Here is a 16,494-nt window from a genome sequence, read left to right on the forward strand (position 1 = left end):
CGTCGGGTCGGAGACGTGTCTAATCTCGCGGCACCGATCGAGGCCCCGATGAACCGCCATTTTCAATTTGCATTCGTGTTTTTAACGCTGGTCGGCTCCGCCACGTTCGCGTTGGCCGACCGCGTGAATGTGTCAATCTCGGGTCTCAAGTACAGCCCCGGCACGGTGGAAGTGAAAGTCGGCGATACCGTCACCTGGACGAACAATGACGACCGCGAGCACACCGTGACCGCGGATGACGGGTCGTTCGAGTCTGGGACGCTGAAAAAGGGACGCACGTTCAGCAAGACGTTCAGCAAGCCGGGCAGCTATGCCTATGGGTCTGACCCTTCACCCCGAACCAGGGGTGTGGTAGTGGTCGCAAAGTAGTCACTGTGACCCGTCGCTAGGTGATCTCGATGAAGTTGATCCGCGTCACGCCCGTTGCAGCCCCTCCGACGCCGAGCGACAGTTTACCGTCGGCGACTGTGACCGTGATCGACTTGCTGCTGAAGGTGTTCGCCGTAAGTGCGACGTAATTGAACAGGTTGGCACTTTCGATCCAGACGTTGTTCTGGCTGCTTGCGCCGGAATCGCCGATGCCGACCCTCACCGTGTAGGTGCCATTGGGAACAGCGACTTCCCATCTGGCACCCGCCTTCACACCTACATTAGTATCGAGCAGTTGATTGGTATTCTTGTTACGATCGACGACGGCATCACTGTGGCTGATCGTCCATCCGTAGGTGCGGCCGTTTCGCGTGCCGTAGGTCGCCCCGGTATCGACCATATATCCGGCCACCGTCGGAGCCGAAGCAGGCTGGAACTTGATCTTGGTTGCCCCTGTTGTAGTCGGCGGAGGCGATATCGGTGGAGGGGACGTTGGCGGAGGAGACACAGGTGGGGGAAGCGTCGTTGTCTGACTCTGCTGAACGAGCAGTTCCGGCCGATTCGCGGTCGCTTCATCGCTGACAATGGTAACCCATGGCGTCGCAGCCGCGATCGCCTTGATTGCAAAGTTCACGGTGACGACGCCGGCCGCCTTTTGTTGCCTCACGTAGTTCGTCACATCGAACTCGATCCAGGTCGCGCCGGTTGCCGAAATCGTTCGGGTCGCCAAGGCGGTCGCTGAAGTTGCGGGCTTATTGCTCCACTTGAGGCCGGACTCCGTCCAAGTCGCCGAGCTGACGGCAAAAAGGCCGATAGACACCCCACTCGCAAGTGCTTGAGAGAGCTTGCCCGCGACACGCACCTTCGCCGAGGTCAGTCCGGACGACGGACCGACGGTCGTTAGGTCGAAGCGAAGATATGCCTCACGGGAGTTGCCGGCAATCGTATTCTTGCGCACGTGAAGTTCGCTGGCCGACCCAAAATTGGTCGCTGCATAGGATCCGTCCCGAACATACGCGTCAGCAGATGCCCGAAGCGCGATCGAAGGGGACCGTCGAATGAGCACATCGGCAGAGAAGTTCTGGCCGGCCGCCACGCTGATGGTTCGCTGAATGGAGATGTTGTTGGAGGGTGACCAACCCGCCGGTGTGACCACTCCGATGCGATATCCGCCGGGCGCGAGGTTGGCGAATGAATAGGCGCCGGTAGCTAAGGTTGTTACGACGGGATCAAGCCCGTCGCGAATGCTGTTTCCGTTCAAGTCGAGGAAGACTTGCGTGTTGGCCAGCCCTGGCTCGGATGGCGCAAGGATGCCGTTGCCGTCTGTGTCCTGACCGACCCGTCCGGATATCGACGCGGGCGCGGTCACCGCAACGACCTGCGATGGAGGTGAAACTCCCGCCGCATTCATGGACGCCACGCGATAGTACGCAGTCGTCGGTGCCGCAGGATCGGTCCACGCCTGTGCGTTTGCGTTGACCCAAACATTGCTGGTTGGGCCGGAAAAGTCTGGCGATGTCGATCGCTCGACGTAGAATCCGGTTTCAGTTGAGGCGCGGTCTTTCCAACTGACCTGAACCCTCGTCGCGGCAGGCAACGCGCCAGTGCCGACTGCAGGCATATAGCGAGCCGAGAGTGCTGCGACTGGCGTTGAAGGGTCGGCAATTGCGCGGACCTCATCCGGAGCTATCGGGGCTGTTCCCGAGACGCACCAAAGCTGATCGTTGCTACCGTTGACATCCGTCGCCTTGTAAAAGAGCGAGCCGTTCACCTCGGCGAGCCGTCCGCCGAGTTCGGCGAAGACTGGTGCTCCATTCGCGACGAAGATGGTACCGGCTGATGTGCCATCCGTGCGATAGAGTCGAGTGTCGTCAATGAAGTAGACCTTGTCTCCGACGCGATAAAGTACCCGTTTGAAAAGGGACGGCTGGGCAATGGGCTTCAATGCCGAGAGAGTTGAAACGATGTCCGGGGTGATCGTGACGAGGCTTCCGTCTAGGGCTGCGATCAGTCGGCCACCCAAGCCCACGATTTGATCGGTGCGTACCCCGCCTAGGCGTAATACGGCGGAGCCTCCGCCGGCATCGACTTCATATAGGGCGTTGCCCGCAGTACCGAAGTAGACTTTGCCAGCGAGGGGCCCCAGCCCGGTGCCGGCAATGACCGTCGGTCCGCCGGTGGGGGATGTGCAAACCAGACGCGTACCGGCGGCGGTTCCATCGGTTGCATAAAGCCCCGCGGAACCACCCCCCACACCGAAATAGACTGTGCCGTTGATGATCGTTAGAGCCGTGATTTGCGTCGATTCGGGACCTGTGCTGAGGTCGGCGACGACCGACGTGCCAGACGGGCTGCCATCGGTTCGCCAAAGTTCTACGCCGCCCGCGGGGGTGGTGCCGACGAAGCAGAGGGTAGATCCCGAAACAATGGGGCTCGGCTTGCCTGGTGAAGCGGTGCCGGGGCCCTGGTAGGGCCCGACATAAAGCGAGACGTCTTCGATCGGCTTTGTTCCGCCCTCGGTCCCGTCACTTGTCCAGAGCGTGCGAGTTTCCGAAAACGGGTCGGGCGTTGAACTGAAAAACAGTCGGTCTCCGGCGGCGATAAAGTCGCTGTACTCGACGTAGGTATCCGATGTGCCCGGCGGAGCGAGCTGGCGGACAATCCGTGTGCCTGTGTCGGTTCCGTCGGAGGACCAGAGGTACTGCCCTACGCTACTGTCGCCGGTCCTGAAGTAGAGGAGGTTTCCAGCAACCGTAAGCTCTGCAGGAGTGACGCCCTTCACGGGGTCTAGCAGGACAACCAGCTTGGTTCCGGACGCGGTCCCGTCGCTTCGCCAGAGCCCCGGAACAGAGACGCCCGACGTAAAATAGCAGTAGCCTTTGTATGAAGTCAGATCATTCGGAAACCGTGCAATGCCGACGTTCGCATCGTCGACCGGGCTTGCAAGGCCGGGCATCGTCAGTCGCAGCAGGTCCGACGGGTTGAAGTTGCCGTCGCTTGTTCGTCGGTAAATGGTGTAGTCATAGGTCTGACCGGCCTCAATGGAAGAGTCGACGTATTCGCCCGCGGCCGGTAAGTCGCTGAAAGTGAATACCGACGGCCCCAAGGGCCCGACCAATGACCGCCTGATGCGGACGTCTGTCACGCCGGAATCTGATGCCCAAGTCAACCGTACCGAGTACGTTGACAGAGACGCATTGGTTGGCGCGTCCGGAATGACGTCCGCACTCTGAATAAAACGGCTCGGGTCGGAGCTAACGCCCGAGCCGTACAGCGGGCTTGGAGGATAGGCTGACAGCGCCGTCCCGACGGCGAAGAGGCGGCGGCGTTCCAGATTTTCGATCCGTGGTCGCGACGATGAAGGCTGAATCACTGGAAGACTTCTCCCACGACTATGCCACAGTCCCCAAGTGCTGCCGTGGGCGAACCGCCCCGGTTCACAGACATTGATCAAGGTATTTAAGGGAAAGTAGTCCCCTGCTGCCGTGGCATGCATGAACATACCACGGGCCTCTAAGCTGGCCAACCGGATTTCAACTATCGCCGAAAGGTGCAAGCACTTGTTAACGGCCTCTCGTTTACTTTAAGAATTTGACGAAATGGCGTTTCCCGCTACGATCATCGCAATGCTGTCTGTTGCCTACGTCGCCCGGCCCATTATTACGCCCCGACATCTCGGGTAGGGCCGACGTCTTAGCTTGTTTGAATGACGACCAGAGCCCTGCCCATTGGCAGGGTTTTTTGTTTAGACCGCTTTCGAATCCTTGTGGTTGCCCGGTACGCCGCAACTGACAAATGACCAGTGACAAAGGACCACCCATGTCCCGCATCGAAATCTACGACACCACCCTCCGTGACGGCACGCAGGGCGAAGGCTTCAATCTCTCGCTGCAGGACAAGCTCGCGATTGCTCAGAAGCTCGACGAACTGGGCGTGGATTACATCGAAGGTGGCTTTCCTCTTTCCAACCCGAAGGATGCCGCGTTTTTTCGCGATGTGCGTGAGCTGAAGCTCAAACACGCCAAGGTCGCCGCATTTGGCATGACCCGGCGGCGCGGGATCAAGGCCGAGGACGACCCCGGCATGAAGGCGCTGCTTGAGGCCGAAACGCCGGTGGTGACGATCGTCGGCAAATCCAGCGAGTTCCAGGTGACCAAGGTGCTTGGGGTGTCGCTGGAGGAGAACCTGAAGATGATCGGCGATACCGTCGCGTTGATGCGGTCAGCCGGGCGGCAGGTGGTTTACGACGCCGAGCATTTCTTCGACGCCTATAAGGCCAACGCTGAGTACGCCATCCGCACGCTGCTGGCGGCGCAGGAAGCGGGCGCGTCGGTGCTGGCGCTGTGCGACACGAACGGCGGATCGATGCCCGAGCATGTGGCCCGCGCCGTGGCGGACGTATTGAAGCAGACGTCGGCCCGAGTCGGTGTTCATACCCACAACGATTGCGGCATGGCGATGGCCAACGGTCTGGCGGGTATCGCCGCGGGTGCCACGCACGGGCAGGGAACGATCAATGGCGTCGGCGAGCGGTGCGGTAACATGGACCTGCTGCCGTTCATCGCCAACCTTCGCCTGAAGTACGGCCACGACTGCCTTCGGGCCGACAGCCTCAAACACCTGACGGAGACCAGCCGGTACGTCTATGAGATCGCGAACATGAGCCCGATCAACGGCCAGCCTTACGTCGGGGCGAGCGCCTTTGCGCACAAGGGCGGCATGCACGTTCATGCCGTGCAGAAGGACGCCAGCACGTACGAGCATGTTTCGCCGGAGACGGTGGGCAACAGCCGCAAGGTGCTGGTGAGCGAGATGTCCGGCCAGAGCAACATCGCCGCCAAGGCGGGTAAGAAGTTCGACATCGAGTCGGACAAGGAGGTGTTGCGCAAGGTCCTCGGCCGCGTGCAGGACCTTGAGAACGAGGGGTATCAGTTCGAGGCTGCCGAGGCGAGTTTCGAACTGCTGCTTCGGAAAGAGATCGGGCGGTACCGCAAGTATTTCGAACTTGACCATTACCGCTGCGTCATCCTCCGGCAGAACGGCAGCGATCCGCTTAGCGAGGCGACGGTCAAGCTGCACGTCGGCGGCGACAGTCAGCATCAGGTCGCCGAAGGCGACGGCCCGGTGGCCGCGCTGGACGGCGCGCTGCGCAAGGCGCTGCGGGCACATTACCCCCAGATCGATCAGGTCCACCTGACCGACTACAAGGTTCGCGTCATCAACAGCAAGGACGAGACGTCGGCGAAGGTGCGGGTGGTGATCGAATGCAAGCGGAACCGCTCACCCGGCGACGGCAGCACGGAAGGAAAAAAGGAGCTGTTCGGCACCATCGGCGTCAGCACGAACGTGATCGACGCCAGCTGGCAGGCGCTCGTGGACGCGTATGAGTATCATCTGGTGCATGTGGAGGAGGGGGCTGGGCAGCCTTGATCGCCGGGTGCCCTCCTTGCATCCATCCCTCCGCCGCCGGACAATCGCCGGACAATGTCCGTCGCCCCCGATCTCTCAGACCTCCCGCGCAACAAGATCCCCCGGCACATCGCCGTCATCATGGACGGCAATGGACGCTGGGCAGTCAAACGCGGTCTGGAGCGGGTGCGGGGGCACCAGCAGGGCGCTCGCACCGTGCGCGACATCGTCACCGAGTGCGCCCGGCTGAGGAAAGAGTTCGGTGGGCCGGACTACCTCACCCTTTACTCCTTCAGCCTCGAAAACTGGAAGCGCCCGGTCGATGAAGTCACGTTCCTGATGCAGATGTACATCGACTACCTGCGCAGCGAACGGGCGACCATGATGGAGAACAACATCCGCTTCCAGCAGATCGGCCGGCTGGAGAATCTGCCGCTGCCGGTGCTCAATGAGATGGAACGGACGCTGGAAGAGACGAAGCACAACACCGGCCTGACGCTGGTGTTGGCACTGAACTACGGCAGCCGGGCCGAGATCGTTGACGCCGTGCAGGCCATCGCACGGGAAGTGAAGGAAGGCCGGCTCAAACCGGAACAGATCAACGAAGAGGTCATCAGCGGCCACCTCTACACCGCCGGCATGCCCGACCCGGATTTGCTGATTCGCACCGCCGGCGAAATGCGGGTGAGCAACTACCTGCTGTGGCAGATCAGCTACGCGGAACTGTTCGTGAGTCCGACGCTCTGGCCCGATTTCGGCGTCGCCGACCTACACGAGGGAATCCGCGCGTTTGCCAGCCGCAACCGGCGATTTGGAGCGCTGGATCACACCAACACGTTGAAGGCAGTAGGCAGTAGGCAGTAGGCAGTACTGCTATGCGCGTTCGGTGCGAAGCTACAGGTCTGGGGTAGGCGAGCGGGCATTTCTCAGCGTTGAACGCCTCAGCCCTTTCCTGCAACTCAATCTTTTCGTTTCCACACCATCGAAGCATCTTCATACGTCCAGATGCTCTCACCGGCCACCACGTTGATCCGGCCGGTTTCGGCGGTTTTGAAGCCGATGGCATCGCCTTTGCGCAAAGGGATGGGCCCCTTGATCGTCGATGGCGGGAACTTCTGGTGCAGGGTGTATTCGCCGTCGCTTGGGGCTTCGATCGGCGTTTCCAGGTTTCCGGCGTCGTGCGTACAGACGACCGTGCCGCCGCAACCGACGAGCAGTGCCGCACATGGGATCAGCATCAACAGCAGCAGGCGACGAGAAACAGTCGGCGGCATGACAGTGGCTCCTGGGCACGAGCGAAAGACTTCGCGTGAGACTCGATTCGAATCGACAGGCCCTGGGCCTGTTCCCGACCGCGCTGTTATCGGTCAACCGGGCCTCCCAACTTCACCGTTTGATTGCAACCGCGACGCCACTCGCGTAAACCATCCCGCCCGGTCGTGCCGGCTTGTGTGACGCCCGGATCACGGTTCGCCTTGCGGTATCGGCACATCGGCTGGCCAAGCGTACTTGCCCGTGACCGGCAGCGTCCGGCGAATCCTGATGTCCCCTCTCCGTTGATGTCTCTCCTATGGAAGCCTCCCTTCGCAACCGCCTGACCTTCGGCCCGATCATGCTCCTGGGCCTCGTCGGTCTTTTGTGGCTCGATGCCAATTTCCAGGGCATGACGCGTCAGTGGACACAGGACTATTTCGGCTACAGGCAGTTTGAGCCGAACAAGTTTGAGATGCCTTCAGGCGTCGGCGGGTTGGGGCTGCTCATCATCCTCGCGATCGTGCTGCCGATCGCGACGAAAGAGATCGGCACACTTTTCGCCGCCGAGCGAGTGAAGCCGTACCCGCTGATCGCCGCGCTGGGTTCCGGTGCGATCGTGCTTCACGCGTTTCTCACGCAGTTCCCGCCCTTCAAAGTCGTCGCCGCTTCGGCACTGGCTTTTATCGTTGCGTTCATTCCCCTGCTGGCGGCGCTGCGGCGGGCCTGGGACAAGCAGACCCAGGAAGCGATTGTCCGCATGGCAGGCACCGTGCTCGCCTCTCTCTACCTCGGCGGACTCGGGTGGTTCCTGATGGCGATCCGGGTCAAGCAGGGACAGGGGGAGAGCGGTTTCAAGGGGACCACCGCGATCATCCTTATGATCCTGCTGATGGTGAAGTTCACCGACATTGGCGCCTACTTCGGCGGTCGTGCACTCGGCCGCCACAAGCTCATCCCCTGGCTCAGCCCGGGTAAGACATGGGAGGGCCTGTTCTGCGGCCTGGCGACTGCCGCGGGCGTGGGCGCTCTTTTTGCACTGGGTGCCGGCACGAACGGCATACCGGCCAACTGGGTCTGGTGGCGCGGCGTCGTCTTCGGTGTCGTGATCGGTGGGATCGGTCAGGCCGGCGACCTGCTGGAGTCGATGATGAAACGCGACGCCGAAGTCAAAGACAGCGGCAAACTCGTTCCCGGCTTCGGCGGTGTGCTCGACATCATCGACAGCCCGCTCCTTGCTGCGCCGTTCGCCTACCTGATGTTCAGTCTGGTATGAACGCCTGTTTTGGGCCCCCGGCCGCTTACGCCGACATCAGCTCGCTTACGCGTTCCAGCAGTCTGGCCACATCGACGGGTTTCGAAAGATGGTCATTGAAACCCGCCGAAAGCGACCGTTGGCGGTCCTCGGGGCGTGCATAGGCGGTCAGTGCGATCGCCGGGATGTCGGCCATGCCGTCCCCGCTCGCCCTGACGCGGCGAATAAACGTGTACCCGTCCTGCTCCGGCATGCCGATATCGCTGAGGAGCAAATCGGGGCGTTCCGACTCGAGAATCTTCATTCCCGTTTCAGCGCGGTCGGCGACAAGCACTTGGGCGCCGCAGTCCACGAGAATCCGCCGGAAGTAGTCGCGGGCGTCAGGTTCGTCGTCCACGACGAGCACTTTTAAGCCGGTCAGGCTTGGTGGCTTCATTCGACCGGCGAATGTGATGCTGCCGTTGGGATTGATTCGCGAACGCGGCAGTCGGACGATGAATGTTGCGCCAGTCCCGGGACCGTCACTCTCGGCATACACCTCGCCGCCGTGCAGTTCGACAAGATGCCTTACGATGGACAGGCCGACACCCAATCCGCCATGGCGACGAACGATCGATGAGTCCTGCTGCCGGAATCGGTCGAAAACGTTGGGCAGGAAGTCGAGGTCTATGCCCTGGCCGGTGTCCTTCACCTTGACCTCAACCCAGTCCCTGGTCGCGGTCGCCGATACCTCCACCTCTCCGCCGGGCGGAGTGAACTTGACGGCGTTGGACAACAGATTCCAGAACACCTGCTGCAATCGCGACGCGTCGCCTCGGACCACCAGCGACGGCCGGGGGACGTGGTCAACAAGCTTTACGCTTCGACTCTCGGCCGCAGGCTGAATCGCCGACAACGCCGCGCGAATGACCGGTGTCAGCTCGGTGGGTTCCGATTCCAGTCGCAGTTTGCCGGAGGTGATGCGACTCATGTCCAGCAAGTCTTCGACCAACTGGGCCTGCAAGCGGGCGTTCCGCTCAATGATCTCCATGGTCGCGGGCTGCTCGTGCGCGGGAACAGCACCCCGGCGCAGCAGTTGTGCCCAGCCGAGCACGGCGTTCAGCGGTGTACGAAGTTCGTGAGACAGCGTAGCCAGGAAGTCATCCTTCAGCCGACTGGCGCGCTCGGCCTCCGACCGCGCCTCACGTTCACTGCGCAGAAGGCGCTCGCGTTCCTGCTCGGCAAGCTTTCTTGCGGTGATGTCCATCACCAGTCCCGACGCCGATCCGGATTCCAAGGACCCCGTGGACGGGTGGTGCGCCCCCTTGATCCAAACCCACCGCTCGGTTCCATCCTCCCAAAGAATCCGACACTCGAACTCGCAGTGGCCGCCGGGCCGCAGCACGCTATTCAACGACGAGCCGGCGTTCGGCGCGTCGTCAGCATGAACGTGCGAGAGCAGGCGATCGATGTCCCACGGAAGGTCCGGCCTGTCGCATCCGAAGATGTGGTCAAAAAACGGTGACCGTGCTCGGAACCTGCCCGAGGCGGCGTCGACATCCCAGTGGCCTATGCGGACCGCTTCGAGCGTGAAGCGGAGTTGCGCCTGGCTGCGCGAGAGTTCCTGTTCGACGTCCCGGCGGCGTCTTCGCTCCGCCGCCTCCGCCAGGGCGCGTCGCAGGGACGGAACCAGCCGGTCCATGCGCTGCTTGAGCACGTAATCCGTCGCGCCGAGCTTCAGCGAATCGATCGCATTTTCCTCGCCGAGCACGCCGGAAACGAAGATGAACGGTACATCCGGCCGGTTCTGGCGGGCGATCGACAACGCCGACATGCCATCAAAGGCCGGGAGCTTGTAATCCGAAAGGATCGCGTCCCACGGGGCGCCACTTTCGATCGCCGACTCAAATGCGGCGCGCGTATCCACCCGCCGCACCTCGGCTTCCAAGCCTTCGCGGCGCAGACGGGCGACCGTCAGGTCGGCGTCGAGCGGACTGTCCTCCAGGTGGAGGATCAGGATGCGTCCGTCTCGTTGAAGTTTTACGTCGTCTCGATCCATCGAAAACTACCGCTTCATCTGGGGCCTCACGGCTCCCGGTGGGGGCTCGTTCAGAACCGCCCAGAACACGCCGAGATCCTGAATGGCGTCCACGAAATCCTTGAAGCCCACCGGCTTAACCACGTAGGCGTTGACGCCAAGCTTGTAACTGCGCACCAGGTCCTGCTCCTCGCGACTGCTGGTGAGCATGACGACCGGAACCGTTTGCGTGGCGGCTTCGGATTTGATCGCCCGAAGCACTTCCAGACCGTCCACCTTGGGCAGCTTCAGGTCGAGCAGGATGACCGCCGGCAGTCCGCGTGGGCGGTCCTTGAAACGCCCCCGGATGAACAGGTAGTCCAGTGCCTCTTCGCCGTCGCGAACGGTCACCACATCGTTGGCAAGCTGACTTCGTTCCAGCGCGGCGAGTGTCAGTTCCAGGTCTTTGGGATTGTCCTCCACCAGTAGAATGGGTTTGAGTTCAGCCATGGGTCTCCTTGTCCTGTGGCTCGTTCTTCGGGAGCGTGAAGTAGATGACCGCACCCTTGCCGGGCTCGCCTTCGGCCCAGGTGCGACCGCCATGACGACTGATGATTCGCCGCACGTTGGCAAGTCCGATGCCGGTGCCCTCGAACTCTTCCATCCGGTGAAGTCGTTGAAACACGCCGAACAGCTTGCCGACGTACTTCATGTCGAACCCTACCCCGTTATCCCGGACAAAAATGACGTGTTCGGAAGGCTCCGAAACGTATCCGACGTCCACCTTCGCCTGCGGCGTGGTGCTGGTGTATTTGACGGCATTTGAGAGCAGATTCTGCACGACCAGCCGCAGCATCATCAGGTCTGCCTGGACTGTCGGCAGAGGTGCCACCGCGAAGGCGATGTGTCGTTCGCCGATATCGCTGCGCTGTTCGCGCCAGCCTTCCTGGAACAGCAGATTAAGGTCGATCGCGCTCATCGAGAGGGCGGCACGCCCCATCTGTGAGAACGTCAGCAAATTGTCCACCAGGGTTCCGGCGTACTGGGCCGATTCGATGATCGTTTCGATGTATCGCTTTCCGGTGGCACTCAGGCCGTTGGCTTCGTCCTGACGCAGCAGCTCGGCGTACCCGACGATGTGCCGGAACGGCGCCCGCAAATCGTGTGACACGCTGTAGCTGAACGCCTCCAGCTCCTTGTTGCTCTGCTCGAGTTCGCCCGCAAGTTCGGCCACTTCCTCGGCCTTGCGGAGCACGATGCCGACGATGTGATTCCGCAGTTCGGTCGCGGCTTCGATCTGGGCATCGGTCCAGGGCTCTGAAGTGTTCCGGACGATCTGCTTCCAGACGTCAAAGCTGTGTCGGGGGTGGATTCGCCCGGTATGGATGTCCGGTGCATTCTTATTGGGGTCGCCGGCCCAGGACAGCGTGCGAATCAGTTCCGGACGGAACCAGATCAGGTAGCGGGCGTGCAGCTTCGAGACGGAGATCGCCAATACGCCGCTGGCCAGATCTGCGTATTCGGCCGATTCGGGAAACGCGGCTGAAAGCTGATGTGTCCAGAAGACTTCCGCCGGCGGGCGACTTTCCAGCCAGTCACTCAACGCCCGGACCTTTGCTTCGCCGGGAGTCTGGCCGATGAGGATGCACTGCTGGGCGGACACGATCGCCGCACCGGTCGATCCGGTGAGGTTCAGCAGCGACGCCTTGTCGGCAGTGAGGCCACGCAGGAACTCCGACTCGCCTGCCATTTCCGCCAGCAACCTGGACTGGTACGACTTGAGCGCCATTCTGCTCGTGTATTGCTCGGCGTGCGAATGCGCAGCCACCTGCTGCGACAGCACCTGTCCGAGAAACACGCACGCGGTCCTGACATGAAACGGTACGCGGCGGGGTTGGGCATTGTGACATGCGATCAAGCCCCACAGCTTCTCGGCCACGACGATCGACACCGACATGGACGCCGCCGTTCCCATGTTTCGCATGTATTCGGCATGAAGCGGCGAAACGCTCCGCAGTGAAGCGTACGAGAGATCGAGCGGTTCGTGAGCCGAATCCGCCGGCCTGAGCGGCACCGGCGTATAGGAGGCGTCGGGAATCAGCCGGACGGGATTGACCCGGTACAGGTCGCGCGCCTGGGCCGGGATGTCGGATGCCGGAAATCTCTGGCCGAGGTAGCTCGGCAGGCGGTCATTGCGATCTTCGGCGACAACGATCCCGTTCCAGTCCGGGTCGAACTGGTAGACGAGAACGCGATCAAATCCCGTCAGCTCTCTGACTTGCCCGGCCGCTACGGCACACGCCTCGGGCATGTTTTTAGCAGCGAGCAGCTTGCTGACCAGGGATTGCAGGACCGGGTAGATGACGTCAAACGCGGCGGGTTCGCCGCTTCCGGTCTCCTCCAACTCCACGAGCAGTATCGATCCCATTCGGTGCGCCAGTACGTGATACGCACCGTTCGACGAACGCGGCCGGGTCGTTTCTATGAACATCGGCGACTCGCCCGGCGGCACCGCCATCACCTTGTCAGCCAGGACTTTGCCAAGCACGCTGCTTAGGCTGCTGCCGATCAGGCGGTCGGCGCCCCCGCTGGGGTGTTCGACCGCGTTGGCGCTGACGCGGCGGATGACCGCCGTGGCGGCATCGACCACCAGAAGGACGCCATGTCCCTGAATGCTGCCGGGCGTGCGAATCGGTTCGCTGTCGCATCCCGACAGTTCGGGGGGCGTTTCCGTGATTGTTCGGACTGAGTCCTTCATCGCGTGTCACGCTCCGCGGCCAATGATCAACCTCGTGCCCTGCCGCTTCAGCCAGGATGCCAGCGTTACAAACGTATTACTGGCACCGGCAACGATCTCGGCTTCGCACCGAACGCCGCCGAGTCTGTCGAACTCGACCAGGAAGTCGCGCCATCGCGACAACGCACGCGCTCCCTCTCCCAAGAAATAGGACCGCCCGAGCCCGGTGGTCAACCCGAGGGAGGCTTCTAAAGTTTTGCTAATTTTCAGGCCTCCCAGGGTCGACCCCTCCATGACGTAGACGGAGCCCAACAGTCTTCCACCGTCGAGCGCCGGGAGTTCCGAGCATTTCGGCATGTCGTCCGGGCCGTGATGAAAGTGCCGCAGGTCGGCCGCCAGGCGATCGGCACGCCAACGTGAAGACATCAACATTTGGATTTCAGGATCGCCGCACCCGTGTACCGCTTGTTCCCAAGGTAGAACGAACCCGTAGAACGCCTTAAGGACCGCGACATAGCCTTCGACGGTGCGGAGGTCGAAGCAGTCTTCAAACGTTTGCTCGACCTGGGCGTGCAGGGGTGCGGTGGCAAGACGAAGTCGATCAATGAGCGGCATGCGGAAATAGGCAGAAACTGCGGACTCGGCTGCGTCGAGGCGTTACGCCGCAGTTCGGTAGTACGCATGCTCGCCGCAGGCGGGCTCCGCTGACAACGTACAAAAATGCGTGGTGAGCAATAGGGAGCCGGTTGGCAACAGAAGGTGCCATTGGATTGGTGATTCCCCGTGGTCACTCGACAGCGGGAGGCAGCTTCGTGACAATCAGATCGGATGAGTTTCGGCTAATGTCGGCCGACCAGCTTCGCGTTCACGAAAGGCAGCAGTACGAATGGCAAGTCTTAAAACCCTTTGGGCAGAGTTCAAGGCGTTCGCGTTCAAAGGGAACATGATCGACTTGGCAATTGCCGTGGTGATCGGCGGGGCTTTCTCCGGCGTGATCGACTCGCTGGTGAAGGACATCATCATGCCGACGATCAGCTACGCGACGACGGCCGTGAAGGATGCCAAGAACGCGGCCGTAGATGCCGCCGCCAAGGCCAGCGACGCCGTCGGCCTGACGGCGACGACGCAGCCGGCAACCCAGCCGGCGACGAAGCCCTCGAGTGTCCCATCCACGCAGCCCGCGCCCGCTTCTGCCGAAGCACCGGCCGTCCCGACGACGCAGGAAGCACAGGCCGGCGCCGTCGCCGACAAGATGATCGCCGACTCCGGCGGCAAATCGAAGGAATGGAAAGAAATGGTGTCGGCGTTCGCGACGGCTCTGGAAGCCGACCGCAAAGCCGCCGACGCCAAGGCCGCCATCGCCAAGGCCGAAGCCGACAAGAAGGCCGCCGAGGAAAAGCCGGTCGATCTTTCCTGGAAGATCGGACGAATCAATGTCGGTAACTTTATCGCGGCGATCGTCAACTTCGTCATCATCGCTGCCGCGGTGTTCATCATCATGGTGAAGATCCTGGGCGGCGTCATGAAGAAAACCGCAGGCACGCCCAAGGCTGAAGAGCCCACGAGCAAGGAATGCCCCGAGTGCCTCTCGATCATTCCGATCAAGGCCAAGCGATGCCCGAACTGCACGAGCATCCTGGCGCCAAACGCCACGCCCACCGTCTGACGACTGGGACGCTGGCTGCAGAACGCGAACGACATCTTTTGCTTATCCGGTCGGGCTGCCGATCCGATACCGAGTGGACCGTGGCGCGCGTGTCGTGCCACGGCCCGCTCTTGGTCTGTCGTGACCGTTCGAATGGCGGTCGGCCCCATCGGCCGACCCCCTTGTCCTCCCCGTGAGCCACATGAAGTTGTCGGCCGAGCATTTCGAGCAGATCGTCGGGTCGTTGCGGTCTGATACCAGTCAGCGCACGAGCGAACGACGCGACGGGCCCCGCGTTGGGTTTAGGATGACTGTAACGGTCGTTCCGTGCACGGTGTCGGACGCCCCGACGCGACACGAGGTTCGGGTGCGCGACCTATCGATTGAGGGCATGGGAATCCTCCACTACGAGGGTCTGGCCGAGGGAAGCTTTTTCGTTGCCATTATGAATCGGGCGACTGGGGAGCCACTTAAGGCGCTGTACCGGGTGGCCCGTTGCGAGAAGGTCTCCCACAGGCAGTTCCTGATCGGGGGCCTGCTCGAACGCGTCATCGAGAGCACCTCCGCAAGACAAGGGGCCGCCTGACGGCATGTGCAATCGGCCGGGCGTCGGGCGAGCTCTGGCGACGGTCGGCGTCCGAAAACTCGTGTGCAACTCGCTGTCATAGATAGACTTGTGTGCATATCCGGGTGCGCAATCCTGCGACCGGCCTGTTATTGGACGGCTTCGCCCTCGATTTTTTCTCAAGTTCGGGTGACAATCCTGGGGTTGTTTCGGGGGACGGCATCGGCTTGCGGGTCGTTTCCGCACCTCTGACGCCCTATTGTCTCTCATCGTCCGACGCCGACTTACCCCGGCCGGATGAAACCCGACGTGAACCTCAGTCTTACACTTGAACAACCTGACAAACGCCTGGCCCTGTTCGGCTCGGCCGATCGCTACCTGCGCATGATCCGCGACACGTTTGGTGTTCAGATCACCAGCAGGGAGGAGGAGATCCGCATCGCCGGCGAGAAGGACGGCGTCGCCAGGGCGGCGGCCGTCCTGGACAAGTTGCAGCGAAAGCTCCGTCGTCAGGACTGGCTTAGCGCCGAGGACGTCGGCCAGGCGATCGGGCAGGCGTTCGACGACACCCACGGCCGCTCGGCCGACGAGATCGACGTCTACGTCAAGGGCGCAGTCGTCCGTCCCAAGACCGAAGGCCAGAAGGCGTACGTGACGGCGATGTTCGCGCACGACCTGACCTTCTGCATCGGCCCCGCCGGCACCGGCAAGACCTACCTCGCGGTCGCTGTCGCGGCGACGATGCTGAAACGCGGACAAGCGCGGCGCATCGTCTTGGCCCGCCCTGCCGTCGAGGCCGGCGAACGGCTCGGCTTCCTCCCGGGTGATCTCCAGGCCAAGGTCAATCCTTACCTGCGGCCGCTCTTCGATGCCCTCCACGACATGATGGACTTCGAGCAGGTCAAACGCCTGATGACCAACGATGTCATCGAAGTGATCCCGCTCGCGTTCATGCGCGGCCGGACGCTGAACGACGCATGCGTAATTCTCGACGAAGCACAAAATACTACACCCAGTCAGATGTTGATGTTTCTGACGCGACTGGGTCATGACAGCAAGATGATCGTCACCGGCGACACCAGCCAGGTGGACCTTCCCGACGACACCCGCAGCGGGCTGGACGACGCCGTTGATAAGCTCCGCGGCATCAAGGGCATTGGCCTGGTGGAACTGCAGCGGGAAGACATCGTTCGGCACCGGTTGGTGCAGAACATTGTGAACGCTTACGAACGAAGGAGTGCTGAGTAGGGTCCGCCTTGGCGGACGC

The 16,494-nt window shown here is 61.8% G+C and carries 13 protein-coding genes and 1 pseudogene; 8 read left to right on the forward strand and 6 right to left on the reverse strand.

The features are described 5' to 3' along the window. Window positions 1–48: 48 nt before the first annotated feature. Window positions 49–369 (forward strand): cupredoxin domain-containing protein, encoded by a 321-nt coding sequence (locus IPV69_RS04945; protein ID WP_206293806.1) that lies wholly within the window; start codon window positions 49–51, stop codon window positions 367–369. A 16-nt stretch (window positions 370–385) separates the two neighbouring features. Here IPV69_RS04945 and IPV69_RS04950 read toward each other — a convergent pair whose 3' ends face one another. Beyond that, the gene (locus IPV69_RS04950; protein WP_206293807.1) at window positions 386–3,538 is read right to left on the reverse strand and encodes a CBM96 family carbohydrate-binding protein; all 3,153 of its coding nucleotides are present in this window, start codon (window positions 3,536–3,538) and stop codon (window positions 386–388) included. A 650-nt stretch (window positions 3,539–4,188) separates the two neighbouring features. On the opposite strand from IPV69_RS04950, the gene cimA reads away from it, so the two are divergent. Then, the gene (gene cimA, locus IPV69_RS04955; protein WP_206293808.1) at window positions 4,189–5,799 is read left to right on the forward strand and encodes a citramalate synthase; all 1,611 of its coding nucleotides are present in this window, start codon (window positions 4,189–4,191) and stop codon (window positions 5,797–5,799) included. Between the two features lie 54 nt (window positions 5,800–5,853). After that, entirely contained in the window at window positions 5,854–6,642 is a 789-nt protein-coding gene (locus IPV69_RS04960; protein ID WP_206293809.1) for an isoprenyl transferase, read from the forward strand. 95 nt (window positions 6,643–6,737) lie between these two features. Here IPV69_RS04960 and IPV69_RS04965 read toward each other — a convergent pair whose 3' ends face one another. Then, window positions 6,738–7,052 carry a hypothetical protein gene (locus IPV69_RS04965; RefSeq protein WP_206293810.1) on the reverse strand — a complete coding sequence of 105 codons (315 nt, stop codon included), beginning with the start codon at window positions 7,050–7,052 and terminating at the stop codon, window positions 6,738–6,740. A gap of 296 nt (window positions 7,053–7,348) precedes the next feature. Between IPV69_RS04965 and IPV69_RS04970 the strand changes: the two genes are divergently transcribed. After that, window positions 7,349–8,305, forward strand: a complete 957-nt coding sequence (locus tag IPV69_RS04970) for a phosphatidate cytidylyltransferase (protein ID WP_206293811.1) — start codon at window positions 7,349–7,351, stop codon at window positions 8,303–8,305. Window positions 8,306–8,330: 25 nt separating this feature from the next. Here IPV69_RS04970 and IPV69_RS04975 read toward each other — a convergent pair whose 3' ends face one another. Genes IPV69_RS04975 through IPV69_RS04990 form a run of 4 tightly spaced genes read right to left on the reverse strand, consistent with a single transcriptional unit; the run spans window position 8,331 to window position 13,632 of the window. Beyond that, window positions 8,331–10,322, reverse strand: a complete 1,992-nt coding sequence (locus tag IPV69_RS04975; RefSeq protein ID WP_206293812.1) for a hybrid sensor histidine kinase/response regulator — start codon at window positions 10,320–10,322, stop codon at window positions 8,331–8,333. Between the two features lie 6 nt (window positions 10,323–10,328). Further along, window positions 10,329–10,790 carry a response regulator gene (locus tag IPV69_RS04980; protein WP_206293813.1) on the reverse strand — a complete coding sequence of 154 codons (462 nt, stop codon included), beginning with the start codon at window positions 10,788–10,790 and terminating at the stop codon, window positions 10,329–10,331. After that, the gene (locus IPV69_RS04985; protein WP_206293814.1) at window positions 10,783–13,038 is read right to left on the reverse strand and encodes an ATP-binding protein; all 2,256 of its coding nucleotides are present in this window, start codon (window positions 13,036–13,038) and stop codon (window positions 10,783–10,785) included. The genes IPV69_RS04980 and IPV69_RS04985 overlap by 8 nt, the downstream gene beginning before the upstream one ends. A 6-nt stretch (window positions 13,039–13,044) precedes the next feature. Next, window positions 13,045–13,632 carry a biliverdin-producing heme oxygenase gene (locus IPV69_RS04990; protein ID WP_206293815.1) on the reverse strand — a complete coding sequence of 196 codons (588 nt, stop codon included), beginning with the start codon at window positions 13,630–13,632 and terminating at the stop codon, window positions 13,045–13,047. Between the two features lie 271 nt (window positions 13,633–13,903). Between IPV69_RS04990 and IPV69_RS27840 the strand changes: the two are divergent. The 4 genes and pseudogenes from IPV69_RS27840 to IPV69_RS05005 form a co-directional block, all read left to right on the forward strand. Then, window positions 13,904–14,063: pseudogene (locus tag IPV69_RS27840) on the forward strand (MscL family protein); the annotation flags it as partial. Continuing rightward, on the forward strand, window positions 14,039–14,683 hold the full coding sequence (locus tag IPV69_RS27690; protein ID WP_390884394.1) for an MscL family protein: 645 nt from the start codon (window positions 14,039–14,041) through the stop codon (window positions 14,681–14,683). The pseudogene IPV69_RS27840 and the gene IPV69_RS27690, both read left to right, overlap by 25 nt. 181 nt (window positions 14,684–14,864) lie before the next feature. Continuing rightward, on the forward strand, window positions 14,865–15,248 hold the full coding sequence (locus IPV69_RS05000) for a PilZ domain-containing protein (protein WP_261362009.1): 384 nt from the start codon (window positions 14,865–14,867) through the stop codon (window positions 15,246–15,248). A gap of 288 nt (window positions 15,249–15,536) precedes the next feature. Next, window positions 15,537–16,475, forward strand: coding sequence for a PhoH family protein (locus tag IPV69_RS05005; protein ID WP_206293818.1), 939 nt, complete (start codon window positions 15,537–15,539; stop codon window positions 16,473–16,475). The last annotated feature ends 19 nt before the right edge of the window (window positions 16,476–16,494 follow it).

The sequence above is a fragment of the Humisphaera borealis genome, from assembly GCF_015169395.1.
Taxonomy (GTDB): domain Bacteria; phylum Planctomycetota; class Phycisphaerae; order Tepidisphaerales; family Tepidisphaeraceae; genus Humisphaera; species Humisphaera borealis.